This window comes from Thermophilibacter immobilis (assembly GCF_015277515.1).
GTDB lineage: Bacteria > Actinomycetota > Coriobacteriia > Coriobacteriales > Atopobiaceae > Thermophilibacter > Thermophilibacter immobilis.
The window spans coordinates 795231-812452 of record NZ_CP063767.1; the positions used below are offsets into that span (position 1 = coordinate 795231).

The window sequence follows — 17222 nt, forward strand, 5'->3', positions numbered from 1 at the left end:
CTCATGAGCGTCTGTCGCCGGGGCCTGCCCCGGCCCCGCATTCGTGAGTGCCAAATTTATCAAAGTATACCTGGTAGCCTTCCCGTGCGCAGGAGTAGGCCTGAGCGTGATGGGCTCTAGGGCTCAAGCAGATCCTCGACCTTGCAGTCGAGCGTTTGAGCCAAGTGCCAGACGGAGAGGGCATGGGCGCGGTTGATGTCTTTTTTGCGCTGCTCATACTGCTGGATTGCGCGTAGCGAGACGCCCGAGGCCTCTGAAAGCGCCGCCTGGGTGAGTCCGGACACTGAACGAAAAGTGCTCAGGCGCGTAGGCACCACCGTGTGTAGATAGATCTCCTCTAGGGCAAGTGACGCCGCACGTGGAGTAGCCGTTTGATTTTGAGTGTATAGATTGATTAAATCGTCTGCGGACAGGTACAGCGAGATGGCTCGAAAGCTTGCTCCTGTCATCCACTGGTGAAAAGCGAGAACCTCCCCGCACCATCGAGCTCGGTCGCGTACGCCCTTGGGAAGGCGTTTCTCCGAGGAGAGCATGGTTTCAAGCGATTCGATGCCGTCTCCCTCGCAGACTGCAAGTACGAGTTCGATGCCCGAGTCGCTTACCTGCGGGCAAGCATCGGGCCCATCAAAGGTCCGTGAGATGGTTGAGGTGCAGAAGAGGTCGTAGAAGTGAGCCACGCCCCCGGGAAGATGCTTTTCAGCAAAGTCAAAAGCCTTCCCAAGCGTGTTTGCGGCTGTTTTTAGATACTGTTCGTCGTATGGGTGCAATTCTTCACCACCGTGTAATTATATGGATAAATTGTGTATTAATAACCACTTCTCCTACCGTTCACCGGAGTATATCCTCACGTTAACTCAGAGAGTATGCAGATAAATAGCAGAGTCAATCTCTCAGAAAGGGACTATCTCTACAGAGATACTAAGGCATGCTTTGTGCAGATTCAACCAAGTGGTACGCAAAAGCCACTGGGTGGCGTAGCTCATTGTCATCCCGTATCACCCCATGCCGCTTACGACAAAGCGGACAGGGAGAGTGGTGAATGGGTGCTAGATTGGGCCGCGTCGTTTAGGTGGGTCCCGCAGTCTATTGGACCCTGTCAGTAAAGGAGGGGACATGGCCACTGTGCAGGTAGCCCTGATTCTCGCTGTGTTCATTGCGGGCGTTGCGCTCATGATGACCAAGAAGATGCCCGCAATTCTCGCGTTGCCCGTCATGGGTATTCTGATTGCGGTCGTAGCCGGAGTCCCGTTCACGTCAAGTGACGCTGACGCCAAAACCATCATGGGCTTTGTGATCAGCGCCGGCGCAGCCAAGCTTGCGACCACCATTACGGTCACGATTTTCGGGGCCATCTTTGCCAAAGTGGTTCAGAAAGAGGGAATTTCAGACGCCATCATTCGAAAGGCAGCAGAGCTTGCTGGTGATAAACCCTTGGCAATCGCGCTTGTGCTCACGGCGGCCATCGCACTTATCTTCACGGCCATGAGCGGGGCTGGCCCTGTGATTATGGTTTCCCAGATTGCTATACCCCTGTTTCTTTCCGCCGGCATCTCTCCTGTAGTCGCTGCAAGTCTAATCTTGTTTGGCCTCAACATCGGCTTGCTCTTCAACGTGTCGCAGTATCAGCTTTATGTTGATACTATCGGTATGGACATGGGGGTCATCACCTCGACATCGGTAATCATGGGCATTGTCTGTGCCGTGGTGACCGTCGTCTACGTTGTGGTCCACACGCGCGGCAAGTCGACCTCGGCCGCTTGGGCCATGAAATCTGACGACACCACCACAAAAGGCGTTAACCCCGTGGCGCTCATCATGCCCATTATCCCTATCGTGCTCGTCTTCTTCCTTAAGTGGAACGCTGAAACCGCCCTCATCGCAACCATCGTGATTACCGCTCTCATCACAAAACCGAAGCAGGCTATGCAGGTACTCTCGAGCTCGGTGGTTGAGGGCATCAAGGACGTCGCTGGAGTCGTAGGTCTCATGGTCGGCATAGGAATTCTACTCAACGGCGTGGCCGCCCCGCAGACCTCTGCGCTCATGCAGCCCATCATTTCTCTGATCCTTCCGTCTAATCCCCTTGTTTATGTGGCGCTGTTTACGATTCTCTCGCCTTTGGCACTCTATCGTGGCCCCCTCAACATGTATGGTCTAGGGTCTGGTCTTGCTAACATCTTTGTGGCTGCTGGTACGTTGTCTCCGGCTGCGGTGGGCATGGCGCTGCGCTCCACGAGCGTTGTCCAGTGCGTCGCTGATCCAACTAACACACAAAACGTTATTGTGGCCGACTATGCCAATGTGGACGTAAACGACATCCTGAAGTCCACGCTGCCGTATACCATGGTCATGGCGTTTTGTATCCTCGCATACACTGCCGTCACCCTGTTCTAGGTCTTGTTGTCAACGGTTGAGGAACGGGGCGCTTTAGTGCCCCGTTCCCATTTGCTCAGAACCCAGAAAGGCAATTCATGAGTAAGAGAACTGTCAGAATTGGTATAGATGTTGGAGGAACTTTCACCGACGCCGTCGTGGTCGACAACGAGACTTATGAGGTCATTGCCAAAGAGAAGGTACCCACTACCCACCATGCCGAGCAAGGTGTGGCCGCAGGTATCGTGACAGCTATCGAGAAGGTGCTCACCAAAAATCGTATCTCTCCCGATGACGTCATCTTCATTGCGCATGGCACGACTCAGGCCACCAATGCCCTGCTTGAGGGTGATGTAGCCAAGGTTGGTATCATCGGCATGGGGCATGGCGCCGAGGCCGGACGCTCCCGTAGGGAAACTACGGTGGGGAATATTGAGCTTGCGCCTGGGAAGTACCTTGCTACAGAACACGAGTTTCTTGACAGCTCGTCTATGAGTGACGCTGCCATTCACCATGCGGTCGAGACCTTGCGCTCCCGCGGCTGCGAGGTCATTGTGGCCTCGGAGAGCTACTCGGTGGACGATCCTACCAACGAACTGCGGGTTATCAAGGTTGCCAACGACTGTGGGATGATTGCCACAGGCGGTTACGAGATTTCGCAACTTTATGGGCTATCTTCCCGTACGCGTACGGCCGCCGTTAACGCGGCACTCATCCCTAAGATGATGGAAACGGCCGACATGACCGAGGCGGCTGTGCGCGGCTCAGGCATCTCTAAGCCGCTCATGATTATGCGCTGCGACGGCGGGGTCATGTCCATCGATGAAGTTCGCAAACGCCCCATTCTCACCATGCTCTCAGGTCTTGCCGCTGGCGTGGCGGGCGCGCTCATGTACGAAAAGATAACTGACGGCATCTTCCTCGAGGCAGGTGGTACATCCACCGATATCTCGGCCATCAAGGACGGTAAGGTCATGATTAAGAACGCCGAGGTAGGTGGACATAAGCTCTACCTTACTTCGCTTGACGTACGTACGCTGGGTGTTGCGGGCGGATCCATGATCGTGGTTGAGGGTGGTCATCTGAGCGATGTGGGGCCACGTTCAGCCCATATCGCCGACCTGGATTATGAGGTATTCACCCCCGTCGAGAAAATCGTGGATCCTCGGGTGAAGCTTATCGCTCCACGCAAGGAGGACAGACCCAGCTATGCTGCGATAGCCTGCAGAAACGGCGAGTCTTACGCCCTCACGCTGGCGGGAGCTGCCAATATCTTGGGCTATGTGCCGTCAGGAGACTATGCATCTGGAAATATAGAGGCGGCACGGTTGGCATGGCAGGCCTTAGCCTCGTCTCTGGGCAGCTCTGTCGAGGACCTCTGTCGGCAGGCTATGGACATTGCCATGGGCAAGGTGGCAGAGGTCGTACGGAGCCTCACTATCGACTACGACCTCAATCCCAATCTCATCTATCTCATAGGCGGTGGCGGGTCGGCTTCCGTGGTGGCCCCGGCGCTCGGAGACAAAATGGGTATCCGGCATCGTATTGCTGCCAATGCTCCTTATATATCCACGATCGGCGTCTCTCTGGCTCTAGTGCGTGAGCAAATCGAGCGAAACGTTTCCAACCCCACCGACGCGGACATTCGCAAGATTCGCCATGACGTCACGGAGGTTATAGTACGTGCCGGTGCTGCTGCTGAGACCGTAGACATTACCGTGGAAATCGATGCGCAGAGAAGTATTTTGCGCGCTACAGCAACGGGAGCCACGGAGTTGCGCACCAAGGATCGTGTGGGAGAGAAACGCTCTGAGACTGAGCTTGCAGCCCTGGTGGCCGAGGCGGCTGAAGTGGACGTTTCGGCCGTGAGCTGCGTAGCTTCCGAGGGCCGCTGGCACGTTTTTCAGGTCACCGCTCAAAAAAAGGCCCTCTTTGGTCTGGTCCGATCCAAGAAGAAGCTCATTCGCGTGGTGGACGAGGAGGGTGTTATCCGACTGCAAAAGGACGATGCTCGCGTGTGCGTCTTCACAAGGGAAGAGCTCTCTGAGGGCTTCTCGTCATTCGTAGACTCCATGACGCGCTACAGCGATGCGGGGGCCACGCTTCCCAAGACATACCTCTTCTTTGGGCAGAAACTTTCCGATCTCTCAGGGGTGCTTAATAAGGAGCAGCTCATGAGCCTTGCTGAGCTAGAGCTCGAATTTGCCGGAGAAAATCAGCCTATCGTGGCCGTTGCAGCTAGAGACTAGTCATGCGCAACGTTGACATACGCAGTATTCCGTATGCGACTGACGAAACACTCAGCGTACTCGAGCTGCTGAATGATCGCTCGACGACGTCTGCCGAGCCGTCTGACATAGCGACAGTAGCTCGTGCTGCCTTGTCACTTGGTCGCAATGAGGCCATGCGTTGGAGGGGCTTTAATCTTACGGTGGAGCTTCAACGTGCGGGCATGGAGGTACGACACGTGAAATCATCGCCAAGCGGAGGGGGCTCTCCTGTCCGCCTGGCAGCTCTTACAGTCTTTGGCAAAAGTCCTGGAAAAGAGCGTTATGTGGATCTCTTCTTGGATGAGATAGCCCGCAAGCAGGAGGCTCTCGCTACCTGTGGGATTGAGATGAGCTTGGATGAACTCGTAGAGATTCATCTAGCGCATGAGTTCTATCACTTCGTGGAGTTCTCCCACAATCGAAGAACCGAAGAGATGGTGCCTGAGGTGCGTATGCGTGGTCGATGGGCCGCGCGCCATCACCGACTGAAGCATGCGGGTGAGGTGGGGGCTCATGCATTCGCCAAGGAATGGACGGGTAGCGCGCTGCATCCGATTCTTTTGGATGTCATAGTCCAGATGACCTGGAGTAGACCAATGCGCGATGACTTCGAAGGCCGCGTCAGAAGGGCCTGGGAAATTCTGGGCATGTGACGTGTCGAGGAAGGAAGAGGGGATGTATGGAGACCTACACATTTGCGCATAACAGCGTACGGATTTTGGGGACCTGGGACACCGTGGTTGTAGGGGGTGGTACGGCGGGTTCTTCGGTCGCCATCAGTGCTGCGCGCGAAGGCAACAAAACGCTTGTGGTGGAACGCTACGGCTCCTTAGGCGGTACACCTGCTCATGCCCTCGTCTCTCCGATGATGGATTCGCGTTGCCCGCATCTACGCAATCTGGATGAGCTAGAACGCCATCTTCAGACGCATGGTCTTATCACGCGCGAAGGCAAAGACCGCATGGGTTATGTTTGGTTTACGCCCGAAGCGCTCTCGGACTCGCTGGAAGACATGCTGCTCGACGCCGGTGGCCGGGTTCTCTACGACGCCACACTTGTTAGGGCCGATGTAAGCGAAGGTCGCATCAGGGCCGTCGAGGTCATGACCGTGGAGGGCCCCTGTGCGATTCTGGCGCATCAGTTTGTAGATGCTACCGGGGATGCAGTTCTCTCTCGCATGTCCGGAGTTCCCTGCGTGGCTGGTGACGATGCCGGCAACAACCAAATCTGCTCTCTGCGCTTCGAAATGGGGGGAATTGACGTTGATGCCTACCGTGCGTACTGTCTCTCCCTAGGAGATGACTTTTCTCCGCTCGTGGATGGTCACTTCTGGGAGTCTGCCATGGTGGCGGGCAGGGGCTTTGTACTCGAGCCTCTGTTCAGAAGGGGGGTCGCCGACGGGATGCTGGAAGAATCTGACCTGGTCTACTATCAGTGCTTCTCCCTGCCAGGAGAGCCGGGAGTGATGGCGTTCAATTGCCCCCATTTGCCGGAACTGCACCGTAATACGTCTGCGCTCGCCCGCTCTGAGGCGCTCACCGAGGGCCGACGTCGCATACGCAGGCTGACCGCGTTTCTCGTTCATTATATGCCGGGCTTTGAGCACGCATTTTTGGTACGCGAGGCTAATATGCTAGGAGTGCGTGAGAGCTGGCGCATCCAAGGCAGCTACATACTCGACGTTAGCGATTACGTGGGCCGCGCTCGTTTTGATGATGCGGTGGCGCGAGGAACTTGGTACATTGATGTCCACTCTGCGACCAAGGGCCTTGTTCATATGGAGAAGTACGCTCGAGGTGAATACTATGAAATCCCGTATCGCTGCCTTACCAATAAGGTTATACGCAATATTTTGACGGTGGGCCGCTGCATCTCCACGAGTTTTCTCGTCCAGGCCAGCGTGCGCATCCAGCAGACCGTCATTGATATGGGTGACTCCGCAGGCCGCGCCTGCGCGCGAGCCCTCTCGTCAGACGTTGACTTGGCGGACTTCAACGGCCGCGGTCTCATGGAAGAGTGAGGAGGAAGCCATGAGCCAGACCATCGTCGCCGTCGACATCGGCGGTACCAAGGTCGCCTGCGGCATCGTGACCCTGGGAGACGGCACCCCTCGAATCTCGAGCGTCGAGAAGGTCCCGACCGAGGCCGAGAGGGGAGGGGCGCACGTCCTCTCCGTCGTCATCGAGCGGGTCGCCTCGGCCATCCGTCACGCGGGCGCGAGGCCCGTGGGCGTGGGCATCTCGTCAGCCGGCGTGGTGAACCCGCGCACGGGAGACATCACCTTCGCGAACGACCTCATGCCCGGCTGGGGAGGCACGTCGCTCTCCTCCGAGGTCACGACAGCGACGGGCTTTCCCTGTCGCGTGCTCAACGACGTTCACGCCCACGCGCTCGGCGAGGCGCGCTGGGGCGCGGGCCGAGATGCGCAGAGCTGCCTGGTGGTCGCCGTGGGCACCGGCGTCGGCGGGGCCTTCGTCGAGAGAGGCCACGTCATGCTTGGCGCGCACGACGAGGCCGGACACATCGGCCACGTCTGCTGTCCGGCCGCGTCTGGCGTGCCGTGCTCCTGCGGAGCCGTGGGTCATCTCGAACCCGTTGCCGCGGGTCCCGGGATCGTCTCCGAATACGTGCGACGGGGCGGGACGAAGACCTTGCCGGACGGCACGCCAGTAGACGGGGCTGAGATCGATCGCCGCGCCGCCGCTGGTGACGAGGCCGCCCGTGCCGCACAGGCCCGCGCGGGCCATGCCCTCGGCGAGGTTCTTGGCAGCATGTGCAACATGCTCGATCCGGCGTGCGTGATTCTCTCGGGCTCCGTGGCCCAATGCGGATCGGACTGGTCGGACGCCCTGCACGCCTCCTTCGTCGATCAGGCCATGCCCCCCGTCGCCAAAACCCCCCTTATGGGCGGCACCCTTGCGGGCGCCGCGCCCCTTATCGGCGCTGCCGAGAACTTCGCACGCTCGGCCTATGTCCTGTAGCAGGGATCTCCCTGTTGTCGAAGGAGTGATCACATGCGCGTCAGCCCGCTTGTAGAGTCTCTTAGGGGCAAGCTCATCGTCAGCGTCCAGGCGTATCCGGGCGAGCCCCTGCGCCACCCCGAGACTATGGCCCAGATGGCGCGGGCCTGCGAGTTGGGGGGCGCTGCGGCGATTCGCTGTCAGGGCCTCGCCGACATCGCGGCCATCAAGGGGTGCGTCGAGGTCCCCGTCATCGGGCTATGGAAGGAGGGGCATGAGGGCGTCTACATCACGCCGACCCTGCGCCATGCGCTCGCGTGTGCGAGCGCCGGTGCCGATGTGGTGGCACTTGACGCCACCGACCGGGCCCGCCCCGACGGCCGTACCTTCGAGGAGACCGTCGTGGACTTTCGCTCTTCGACCGATGCCCTCCTCATGGCAGACTGCATGACGATCGAAGATATCCGTCGCGGCGTGTCCGCCGGCTGCGATGTGGTCTCCACGACGCTCTCTCACAACAAAGCTGCGATTGACACCACTCTTGACGATGGTCCCGACCTGGCAATTCTGCGCGCCGCCGCGTCGGAGTTCCCCGACTTCCCGATCGTCTGCGAGGGTCACGTCCACACTCCGGTCGACGCCCGGCTCGCGATTGACGCGCGCGCCTGGGCCGTGGTCGCCGGCACGGGCATCACGCATCCGACAAGCATCACGAGCTGGTTCAAGGCGGCGATCGAGGGCTGACGGCGGGCCGTGCGCGCGCCGCCGCGCCCCGCTCTCGTGCAAGCGGAGAGGGAAGGCGCCGCGGCGCGACTCTCGGATCTTTGCGCCCGGTGTGTGCTTGGCCCCTATACCCCCGCAACCTCGTGCTGGTAGCTCTCGCCCCACGCTCTCAGCGCGTCGAGGACGCCTTTGAGGCTGCGTCCTCGCTCGGTGAGCGCGTACTCCACGTGTGGGGGAACCTCCGGATAGACGGTGCGGGTGAGCAGGCCGTCGGACTCCATGGAGCGTAGGTTCTGGGTGAGCACCTTCTGCGAGATGCTCCCCACGCCGCGCTTGAGCTCGCTGAACCTTAGGGTTCCCCCGAGCAGCTCGCGCAGGATGAGGACCTTCCAGCGATTCGATATCAAGGCGAGAGTCACCTCGACGGGACAGGCGGGCAGCTCGGTCTTGTCAGCCATGTGACCTCCTTGGTTTCAAAACAGTATCTACAGTACTTAAAAGTGCTTACTTTCAAAAGGAATGCTAACGCACGAGAATGAGCGTGACAAGTACGCAAGGGGCTCTCCGCTCGGAGCCCCCGGCGAGGGGAGAAGCACATGAGGATTGCAGTCGTAAGCGCCAACGGAAGGGTCGGCCGGCTCGTTGTCCACGAGGCGGTGGCGCGCGGCCACGAGGTCACCGCCGTTGTGCGAGCCGAGAGCAAGACCGAGGCGACCGCCGTCATCCAAAAAGACCTCTTTGATCTCGAGGCGTCCGACCTTGCCGACTTCGACGTGGTCGTAGACGCGTTCGGCGCTTGGCAGGAGGAGACGCTGTCCCAGCACTCCGCCTCGCTCGCGCACCTGTGCGACGTGCTCTCCGGCACCCCCGTCCGCCTGCTCGTGGTCGGTGGCGCAGGGAGCCTCTACACCGACCGTGCGCACACCCGGCATCTGATGGACAATGCGGACTTCCCGGCGTCCTTCCTGCCGCTTGCGTCTGCCATGGGCAAGTCCCTGGACGAGCTGCGCAAGCGCTCTGACGTTCGCTGGACCTACCTTTCTCCGGCCGCCGACTTCCAGGCAGAGGGGGAGCGCACGGGTTCGTACGTGCTCGCCGGCGAGGAGCTCGCCAACAACGAGCGCGGCGAGTCCGTCATCAGCTATGCCGACTTCGCGATTGCGATGGTCGACGAGGCCGAGCGCACCGACGGGTCACACGTGGGCAAGCGCATCTCGGTCGTGCGGGCGTAGTCCAAGGCACCCTCTGCATGCGTCACGTGCGTCGGGTGCGCGAAAGTCACGGGAGACATCCTTAAGAGACCTCTCGAGACATCCTTAAGAGACCTCTCGCGACCTGCGTAGACGCTGCGGAGAAGTACGGGCTGCTCGGCAGGGGTGCCCGACTTTCGCGCACTCAAAAATCTGGTTGTGAGCGCGGGGTGCGGCCCTACGCCGCCTCCGTCTCGCGCTATCCTGATAAGAGGCGGACGAGAGGGGGGCCATGCAGACGAATACCCAGAACACGCAGAACACCCAGCGGATGCGCGCCGCCGAGGACCGCGAGCGCGTGCCCGACGTCGTCGTGATCACGGGCATGAGCGGCTCGGGCCGCACGCAGGCCCTGCACGTCTTCGAGGACATGGGCTACTTCTGCATCGACAACCTGCCCCCGCGCCTGATCCTCACCCTCGCCGACCTCGTGGGCATCAACACCGGCGTGGGCCGCCACCTCGCCGTGACCTGCGACCTGCGCAGCCAGGGCCTCTTCACCGAGTTCGCCGAATCGATCGACCAGCTCCGCGCCCACGAGTTCACCTGCACGGTGGTGTTTCTCGACACCTCCGACGAGGTCCTCATGCGTCGCTACGACGAGAACCGCCGCCGCCACCCCCTGGCCGCCCCGGGGGAGTCCCTCGCCCACACCATCGCGCGCGAGCGCACCCTCCTCGCGGCCGTGCGCACAGCCTCGGACCTTGTGATTGACACCTCCCACCTGCGCATCAAGGACCTGCGCGCCCGCCTGAGGCGCGCCTTCTCGGAGCTTGGCGACCAGCAGCTCATGGAGGTCAGCGTCTTCTCCTTCGGCTTCAAGCACGGCATGCCCGCCGAGGCTGACCTCATGGTCGACGTGCGCTTTCTGCCCAACCCGTTCTACGACCCCGAGATGCGGCCCCTCACGGGCAACGACCAGCTCGTGGCGGACTTCGTCCTCAACAACCCCACCACCGAGAAGTTCCTCGACGCATGGTGGGGCCTCCTCGACGTGGTCATGCCCGGCTACGTGGCCGAGGGCAAGGCCCACCTCTCGATTGGCGTGGGCTGCACGGGCGGCCAGCATCGCAGCGTGGCCATCGCCAGCGCCACGGCCTCCTACCTCGAGAAGGGCGGCTACCACGTGAGCCTGTCCCACCGCGACCTGCCGCTCGCCGGCGCGAGGACGAGCTAGCATGTCGTTTACCGCAGAGGTCAAAGACGAGCTCTCCCGCGTCGAGGCTCCGGACGTCACCTCCGAGCTCGCGCAGCTCTCGGCCTTGATCAGGGTCTGCGGGACGCTCTCCTTCAGGGGGCCGGAGCGCTATTCGATCAAGATCACCACCGAGACCGGCGCGGTTGCGCGCACCCTCATCAAGCTCACGCACAAGATCTTCGACCTCGAGACGTCGCTTACGGTGCGTCGCTCGGTCCTGCACAAGACGAGGAACTACCTGATCGAGATACCCGAGCAGGACGCGCTCGCTGAAGACCTCGTGCGCCTGGGGATCCTCGCGACCGGTCGCGGCCTAACGACGGGGGTGCCTGCCTCGCTCGTCCGCTCGCCTCAGGGCCTTTCGGCGTTCGTGCGCGGGGCCTTCATGGCCGGCGGCTTCATCGCCGATCCCCGGGGTGACTTTCACCTGGAGATCGCGGTGACGAGGGAGGACTTCGCCCGTGGCTTGGCCGAGCTCATCGGCTCCCTGGGCGTTTCGGCTCGTCTCAATCGCCGGCGTGGCGCCTTTGCGATCTACCTCAAGAGCTTCGACGACATCATCGTGCTCCTGCGCGCCATGGGCGCCCGCCGCATGGCGCGCGTCGTGGAGGCGGCCCGCGCGCAGAAGTCGGTCAAGAACGACGTCAACCGCCGCGTCAACGCCGAGATGGCCAATCAAGTGCGCTCGAGCGGGGCTGCCCTGTCCCAGCTCGATCTCATCGACCGCGCCGAGCGCACCCTCGGCCTGGCGTCCCTGCCGCCTGCGCTCGCGTCGTTTTGCGAGGCGCGCCGCGCCCACCCGGAGCTCTCCTTGGTGGCGCTCGGTGCCGAGCTCGACCCGCCGGCGTCCAAGTCCGCCATATACCATAGGGTGCTGCGCCTGCAGGGCCTCGTCGAGGAGGCGGAGCGCGCCGAGAGGAGCCCCGGGGCGGACCTCTAGCGCTCACACGCTTCTCGCAGGTGGGGGCCAAAGACTCGGTGCCCCCCCAATCACGTGCCTAGTGAATCTCGTGTGGGGTACACTACCCAAAGTACGTTTTGCGCTCTGTGACAACTTGGCATGCCTGGGACAAGCCCCGGCGGCCACGTGAAAGGAGAAAGCATGGCAGTAAAGGTTGCAATTAACGGCTTTGGTCGTATCGGTCGTCTGGCGTTTCGCCAGATGTTCGGTCACGAGGGCTCCGAGATCGTCGCCATCAACGACCTCACCTCTCCCGAGATGCTCGCCTACCTGCTTAAGTACGACTCTACCCAGGGCAACTACGCCCGCGACCACGAGGTCGTCGCCGACGAGGACTCCATCACCGTCGACGGCAAGAAGATCACCATCTACAAGGAGGCCGACGCCAACAACCTGCCCTGGGGCAAGCTCGGCGTCGACGTCGTCCTCGAGTGCACCGGCTTCTACACCTCCAAGGCCAAGGCGCAGGCCCATGTCAACGCCGGCGCCAAGAAGGTCGTCATCTCCGCTCCCGCAGGCAACGACTTGCCCACGGTTGTCTTCAACGTCAACCACGAGACGCTGACCGCAGATGACAACATCATCTCCGCCGCCTCCTGCACCACCAACTGCCTCGCTCCCATGGCCAAGGGCCTGAACGACTTCGCGGGCATCGAGTCCGGCATCATGACGACCATCCACGCCTACACCGGCGACCAGATGACGCTCGACGGCCCGCAGCGCAAGGGCAACTTCCGTCGCTCCCGCGCGGCGGCCGAGAACATCGTCCCCAACAGCTCAGGTGCCGCCAAGGCCATCGGTCTCGTGCTCCCCGAGCTCAACGGCAAGCTGACCGGTGCCGCCCAGCGTGTCCCCACCCCCACCGGCTCGCTCACGAACCTCTACGCCGTGGTCGACAAGGCCGTCACGGCCGACGAGATCAACGCGGCCATGAAGGCCTACGCCGCGACCATCCCCGACACGTTCTCCTACAACGAGGATCAGATCGTCTCGCGCGACATTGTCGGAGAGACCCATGGCTCCATCTTCGACGCCACCCAGACGGTGGCCCAGCCCCTCGCCGGCGGCAAGACCCTCGTCCAAGTCACCGCATGGTACGACAACGAGAACTCCTACGCCTCCCAGATGGTCCGCACCATCAAGTACTTCGAGAAGTTCGTCGCGTAGCTCTCGCTTCGCAGGCTTTTCACGAGGGGCGCGGTCGCAGCTTACAGGGCCGCGGCCGCGCCCCTTCCCCTCTGGCAACCTCTCTCTCCAAGGAGCGAGCATGGCATTCACCAAGAAGACCGTCCGTGACGCGGACGTGGACGGCAAGCGCGTCCTCATGCGCGTCGACTTCAACGTCCCCCTGAAGGACGGCGTGGTGACCGACGACACGCGCGTGCGCGCGGCCATCCCCACCATCCAGTACCTCAAGGAGCACAACGCCAAGACCATCCTCATGAGCCATCTCGGCCGCCCCAAGGGCGACGGCCCCGAGCCCGAGCTCTCCCTCAAGCCCGCGGCCGATAAGCTCGCCGAGCTCACGGGCTATGACGTGAAGTTCGTCGACGACACCTACGGCCAGAAGGCCGCCGACGCCGTGGCGGCGCTTGCGCCCGGGGACATCCTCGTCCTCGAGAACGTTCGCTTCGACAAGCGCGAGAAGAAGAACGACCCCCAGATCGCCAAGACGCTCGCGTCCTACGGCGACCTCTTCGTGCTCGACGCCTTCGGCACCGCGCACCGCGCCCAGGGCTCCGTCGTGGGCCCGGCCGCCTACCTGCCCGCCTACGCCGGTTTTTTGCTGGAGAAGGAAGTCGACACCCTGACCTCCATCTTCGCCGACCCCACGCGGCCCTTCGTGGCTATCGTGGGCGGCTCCAAGGTCTCGAGCAAGATCGGCGTCCTGGACCACCTCATCGACTCCGCCGACACGCTGATCATCGGCGGCGGCATGGCCTACACCTTCTTCCTTGCCCAGGGCCACAGCGTGGGGACCTCCCTCAAGGAGGAGGACTGGGTCGAGCGTGCGGGCGAGATGCTCAAGAAGGCCGAGGCCAAGGGCGTCAAGATCCTCCTGCCGATCGACAACGTGGTCGCCGACCACTTTGGCGAGGACGCCACGGGCGAGGTCGTGGACTCAGACAACATCCCGGGCGGCCGTATGGGCATGGACATCGGTCCCAAGACCGTCGCCCTGTTCGACGAGGCCATCGAGGGCGCCAAGACCGTGTTCTGGAACGGTCCCATGGGCGTCTTCGAGATGGACCAGTTCTCCCACGGCACCGAGGCCGTCGCGCGCGCCGTGGCCGACTCCGACTGCACGTCGATCATAGGCGGCGGCGACTCCGTCGCGGCCATCAACAAGTTTGGCCTGGCCTCCAAGATGAGCTGGATCTCCACCGGCGGCGGCGCCTCCATGGAGCTCGTCGAGGGCAAGACCCTTCCGGGAGTGGAGGCGCTTCTCGATGCGTAAGAGGATGATCGCGGGGAACTGGAAGATGAACAAGACCTACGGCGAGGGCATCGTCCTGGCCCAGGGCCTGGCCGACGAGCTCTCCGGCGGCACCGGTGACGTTGACGTGGTGGTCTGCCCGCCCACGGTCGACCTCAAGGGCGTCTCCGAGGTCATCGCGCAGGCGAGCGCCCCCTTCGCGCTCGGCGCGCAGAACGTGTACTGGGAGGAGTCGGGAGCCTACACCGGTGAGACCGCCCCGGACATGCTCGAGGCCGTGGGCGCGACCCACTGCATCATCGGTCACTCCGAGCGTCGCGGCTACTTCGGCGAGACCGACGAGGACGTCAACAAGAAGACCCGCGCCCTCATGGCCCACGGCATCGTGCCCATCAGCTGCTGCGGCGAGCCCCTCGAGGTCCGCGAGGCGGGCACGCACGTGGCCTACGTGGTCGACCAGATCAAGAGGGACACCGAGGGCCTCGAGGTCGACGACCCGTCTGCCTACGTGATTGCCTACGAGCCCATCTGGGCGATCGGCACCGGCAAGACCGCCACGGCCGATGACGCCCAGGAGGTCTGCGGCGCCATCCGCCAGACCCTCGTCGAGGTCTTCGGGGCCGAGGCGGCCGACGGCATTCGCATCCTGTATGGCGGCTCCGCCAAGCCGGGCAACGTGGCGGGCTTCCTGGAGAAGCAAGACGTCGATGGCGCGCTCGTCGGTGGCGCCTCCCTGGCCGCCGACTCCTTTGCGGCCATGGTCAAGGCAGCCATGGCATAGCACGATCTCGTGGTACAGAAGGCAAGGGGTCCGGGCTTCGTGTCCGGGCCCCTTTGTGCTAACCTAAAAGGGTTATTCTGAAGAACGACCGCGTGGCAGTTTCCCTGCCCCAGAAGGAGAGCTTCGTGAACGCGCTCAACATCATCCTGCTCGTGCTCCTGTTCTTGTCCGGCGCGCTCACCGTCGTCTTGGTGCTCATGCACTCCGGCAAGGGCACGGGTGTCTCCGACATGATCGCCTCGTCTTTGTACAACTCGGCGGCGGGATCGGGCGTGTGGGAGAAGAACCTCGATCGTCTCACGGTTATCACGGCAACGGTTTTCATCGCGTGCATCGTGGTCATGGCCATTTCGTTCCCCACGGGCACGCTGGGCTAGGGTCTACCAGCAGAGACGGGGAGGGGGCAGCGATGCCCTCTCTCTTTTATCGACGATGCTTTCAGAGTTTCCAAAGCCCGTAGCTTTTCTCGCTGACTCTTTTAGGGTAAAGTGGATAGATGCTTTTAGGAGGGGGGCGAGCGCGCTCGCCCCGGGTAGGATCGAGGGATGGGGCACAGGGCTGCCCGCCTCGAGACGTCAGGAGGAGGAAACAATGGCTCTGGACAAGACGGGCGGAGTGTCTCGCCGCACCTTCGTCAAGGGAGGGCTCGCCGCCAGCGCACTCGCCGCGCTTGCTGCGTGCAAGAACGCCAGCACCTCGACGGACAGCTCTACCACGACCGGCGGCACCGATCAGGCCGCGTCGGGCGGCACCCTCAAGTTCTACATCAACGACCCGGTCGCCATCGACCCCTACAACGTGCAGGAGTCCGAGGGCACGCAGGTCGAGCACATCCTGTTTGACTCCTTGGTCAACTACGACTGGGACAAGGAGGACTATGTCGCCAAGGCCTGCGAGAAGTGGGAGGTCTCCGACGACGGCACCGAGTTCACCTTCACGCTCAAGGACGCCACGTTCCACAACGGCGACAAGGTCGACTCTGCATCCTTCAAGCGTGGCTGGGAGCGTCTGGCGGACCCCAAGATGACCACGCCCGGCGAGATCGGCTACCACATCTCTCCGGTGGCTGGCTATGACGACATGGTCTCCGGTGCCGCCACCGAGATTTCCGGCCTCACCTGCCCGGACGACAAGACCTTCGTGGTGAAGCTCTCCTATCCCATGGCCGACTTCCTGGCCGTCTGCGCGCACCCGGGTCTGGCACCCGTTCCGCAGGCCGCCCTCGATGACGCCGACGCTTTCCTTTTGGCCCCGATCGGCAACGGTCCCTTCCAGATGGACGGCAAGTGGGAGTCCGGCCAGTACATCAACGTCAAGCGCTTCGACGACTACTACGGCGATGCCCCCAAGCTCGATGCCGTCAACTTCTCCATCCAGAAGGATCCGGACACGGCATTTCGCGAGTTTGAGGCCGGCAACATCGACTTCTGCCAGCTGCTCACCGGGCGCATCAAGGAGGGACTCGAGAAGTATGGCGAGTCCGAGGACGGCTACACCGTGACCCCGGGCAAGCAGGGCCTCATCGGCGCCGAGAGCTCCATCTACTATCTCTGTGTCAATGTCGATGACCCCGTTATGTCTGACATCAACCTGCGTCATGCGATCTCTTTGGCCATTAATCGCCAGAACATCGTCGACACCCTCTTCGAGGGCGTGCGTAAGCCCGCCGACTGCGTGTTCCCGCCGATCATCGACGAGGACTCCTCCAACGTGTGGGAGTACTGCGCCTACGACGTGGACAAGGCCAAGCAGATTCTGGCCGACAACGGTCTAGAGGGCACCGAGGTCACGCTGTCCTACAACTCCGGTGGCGGCCACGAGGACATCATGTCCATCGTTCAGGGCGACCTGGAGGCCGTGGGCCTGACGGTCACGCAGAACTCCCAGGAGTGGGCGGCCTACCTGTCTGGTCTGACTGACGGCAACTTCCAGATTGCGCGCCTGGGCTGGATTGCCGACTACCCCACCATGGACAACTTCATCTACCCCAACTTCTACTCCACGGCAGACAACAACTACTCGCGCTATAACAGCCCCGAGGTGGACGCCGCCATCAACAAGGCGCGCGCCATCGTCGATGAGGACGAGCGCAAGGCTGCCTTCCGCGCCATCAACCAGCAGATCGCCGACGACTTGCCGATTATCCCGATTATGTTCTACGCGCACAACCACGTGGGCTCCGAGAAGGTCGAGTCGCTCTACTACAGCCCGCAGGGACTGGCCGGCCTTGCCTCCGCCTCCCTCAAGGTATAGGGGCGGCTTCTTGTTA

At 62.0% G+C, this 17222-nt stretch carries 16 protein-coding genes; 14 read left to right on the forward strand and 2 right to left on the reverse strand.

Annotated features, from left to right (window positions below; translation table 11 throughout):
• Positions 1–116: 116 nt before the first annotated feature.
• Entirely contained in the window at positions 117–767 is a 651-nt protein-coding gene (locus tag INP52_RS03515; protein WP_194372452.1) for a helix-turn-helix domain-containing protein, read from the reverse strand.
• Between the two features lie 346 nt (positions 768–1113).
• Between INP52_RS03515 and INP52_RS03520 the strand changes: the two genes are divergently transcribed.
• The 6 genes from INP52_RS03520 (at position 1114) to INP52_RS03545 (ending at position 8347) form a co-directional block, all read left to right on the forward strand.
• The gene (locus INP52_RS03520; protein WP_194372454.1) at positions 1114–2394 is read left to right on the forward strand and encodes a transporter; all 1281 of its coding nucleotides are present in this window, start codon (positions 1114–1116) and stop codon (positions 2392–2394) included.
• Between the two features lie 77 nt (positions 2395–2471).
• A complete protein-coding gene (locus tag INP52_RS03525) occupies positions 2472–4622 on the forward strand; it encodes a hydantoinase/oxoprolinase family protein (protein WP_194372456.1) in 2151 nt (716 codons plus the stop codon).
• 2 nt (positions 4623–4624) lie between these two features.
• Positions 4625–5296, forward strand: a complete 672-nt coding sequence (locus tag INP52_RS03530; protein ID WP_194372458.1) for a hypothetical protein — start codon at positions 4625–4627, stop codon at positions 5294–5296.
• A gap of 26 nt (positions 5297–5322) precedes the next feature.
• Positions 5323–6663 (forward strand): FAD-dependent oxidoreductase, encoded by a 1341-nt coding sequence (locus INP52_RS03535; RefSeq protein WP_194372460.1) that lies wholly within the window; start codon positions 5323–5325, stop codon positions 6661–6663.
• Between the two features lie 10 nt (positions 6664–6673).
• Positions 6674–7624, forward strand: coding sequence for an ROK family protein (locus INP52_RS03540; protein ID WP_194372462.1), 951 nt, complete (start codon positions 6674–6676; stop codon positions 7622–7624).
• A gap of 33 nt (positions 7625–7657) precedes the next feature.
• Positions 7658–8347: an N-acetylmannosamine-6-phosphate 2-epimerase gene (locus tag INP52_RS03545; RefSeq protein ID WP_194372464.1), complete on the forward strand. Its 690-nt coding sequence runs from the start codon at positions 7658–7660 to the stop codon at positions 8345–8347.
• Between the two features lie 104 nt (positions 8348–8451).
• On the opposite strand, the gene INP52_RS03550 is transcribed toward INP52_RS03545, so the two are convergent.
• A complete protein-coding gene (locus tag INP52_RS03550) occupies positions 8452–8784 on the reverse strand; it encodes a winged helix-turn-helix transcriptional regulator (RefSeq protein WP_194372466.1) in 333 nt (110 codons plus the stop codon).
• 138 nt (positions 8785–8922) lie between these two features.
• Here INP52_RS03550 and INP52_RS03555 point away from each other — a divergent pair, with 138 nt between their 5' ends.
• The 8 genes from INP52_RS03555 to INP52_RS03590 all read left to right on the forward strand — a co-directional run bounded on the left by INP52_RS03555 (position 8923) and on the right by INP52_RS03590 (position 17206).
• Positions 8923–9558 carry an NAD(P)-dependent oxidoreductase gene (locus tag INP52_RS03555; protein ID WP_194372468.1) on the forward strand — a complete coding sequence of 212 codons (636 nt, stop codon included), beginning with the start codon at positions 8923–8925 and terminating at the stop codon, positions 9556–9558.
• A 250-nt stretch (positions 9559–9808) separates the two neighbouring features.
• Positions 9809–10753 carry an RNase adapter RapZ gene (gene rapZ / locus INP52_RS03560; protein ID WP_228478405.1) on the forward strand — a complete coding sequence of 315 codons (945 nt, stop codon included), beginning with the start codon at positions 9809–9811 and terminating at the stop codon, positions 10751–10753.
• 1 nt (position 10754) lies between these two features.
• Positions 10755–11714: a DNA-binding protein WhiA gene (whiA, locus tag INP52_RS03565; protein WP_194372470.1), complete on the forward strand. Its 960-nt coding sequence runs from the start codon at positions 10755–10757 to the stop codon at positions 11712–11714.
• Between the two features lie 162 nt (positions 11715–11876).
• Positions 11877–12902, forward strand: coding sequence for a type I glyceraldehyde-3-phosphate dehydrogenase (gene gap / locus INP52_RS03570; RefSeq protein WP_194372472.1), 1026 nt, complete (start codon positions 11877–11879; stop codon positions 12900–12902).
• Between the two features lie 100 nt (positions 12903–13002).
• On the forward strand, positions 13003–14193 hold the full coding sequence (locus tag INP52_RS03575; protein WP_194372474.1) for a phosphoglycerate kinase: 1191 nt from the start codon (positions 13003–13005) through the stop codon (positions 14191–14193).
• The gene (gene tpiA, locus INP52_RS03580; RefSeq protein WP_194372476.1) at positions 14186–14953 is read left to right on the forward strand and encodes a triose-phosphate isomerase; all 768 of its coding nucleotides are present in this window, start codon (positions 14186–14188) and stop codon (positions 14951–14953) included. Before INP52_RS03575 ends, tpiA begins: the two co-directional genes overlap by 8 nt.
• A gap of 125 nt (positions 14954–15078) precedes the next feature.
• The gene (secG, locus tag INP52_RS03585) at positions 15079–15330 is read left to right on the forward strand and encodes a preprotein translocase subunit SecG (RefSeq protein WP_194372854.1); all 252 of its coding nucleotides are present in this window, start codon (positions 15079–15081) and stop codon (positions 15328–15330) included.
• 214 nt (positions 15331–15544) lie between these two features.
• Complete coding sequence (locus tag INP52_RS03590) at positions 15545–17206, forward strand: peptide ABC transporter substrate-binding protein (RefSeq protein ID WP_194372478.1); 1662 nt, start codon at positions 15545–15547, stop codon at positions 17204–17206.
• The last annotated feature ends 16 nt before the right edge of the window (positions 17207–17222 follow it).

Excerpts from the sequence above, each read along its gene's own strand:
- INP52_RS03540 (WP_194372462.1), top strand. The coding sequence starts at position 6,674 with ATGAGCCAGACCATCGTCGCCGTCGACATCGGCGGTACCAAGGTCGCC.
- INP52_RS03520 (WP_194372454.1), top strand. The coding sequence starts at position 1,114 with ATGGCCACTGTGCAGGTAGCCCTGATTCTCGCTGTGTTCATTGCGGGC.
- rapZ (WP_228478405.1), top strand. The coding sequence starts at position 9,809 with ATGCAGACGAATACCCAGAACACGCAGAACACCCAGCGGATGCGCGCC.
- whiA (WP_194372470.1), top strand. The coding sequence starts at position 10,755 with ATGTCGTTTACCGCAGAGGTCAAAGACGAGCTCTCCCGCGTCGAGGCT.
- INP52_RS03590 (WP_194372478.1), top strand. The coding sequence starts at position 15,545 with ATGGCTCTGGACAAGACGGGCGGAGTGTCTCGCCGCACCTTCGTCAAG.
- INP52_RS03550 (WP_194372466.1), bottom strand. The coding sequence starts at position 8,784 with ATGGCTGACAAGACCGAGCTGCCCGCCTGTCCCGTCGAGGTGACTCTC.
- tpiA (WP_194372476.1), top strand. The coding sequence starts at position 14,186 with ATGCGTAAGAGGATGATCGCGGGGAACTGGAAGATGAACAAGACCTAC.
- INP52_RS03545 (WP_194372464.1), top strand. The coding sequence starts at position 7,658 with ATGCGCGTCAGCCCGCTTGTAGAGTCTCTTAGGGGCAAGCTCATCGTC.
- gap (WP_194372472.1), top strand. The coding sequence starts at position 11,877 with ATGGCAGTAAAGGTTGCAATTAACGGCTTTGGTCGTATCGGTCGTCTG.
- INP52_RS03525 (WP_194372456.1), top strand. The coding sequence starts at position 2,472 with ATGAGTAAGAGAACTGTCAGAATTGGTATAGATGTTGGAGGAACTTTC.
- INP52_RS03555 (WP_194372468.1), top strand. The coding sequence starts at position 8,923 with ATGAGGATTGCAGTCGTAAGCGCCAACGGAAGGGTCGGCCGGCTCGTT.
- INP52_RS03575 (WP_194372474.1), top strand. The coding sequence starts at position 13,003 with ATGGCATTCACCAAGAAGACCGTCCGTGACGCGGACGTGGACGGCAAG.
- INP52_RS03535 (WP_194372460.1), top strand. The coding sequence starts at position 5,323 with ATGGAGACCTACACATTTGCGCATAACAGCGTACGGATTTTGGGGACC.
- INP52_RS03530 (WP_194372458.1), top strand. The coding sequence starts at position 4,625 with ATGCGCAACGTTGACATACGCAGTATTCCGTATGCGACTGACGAAACA.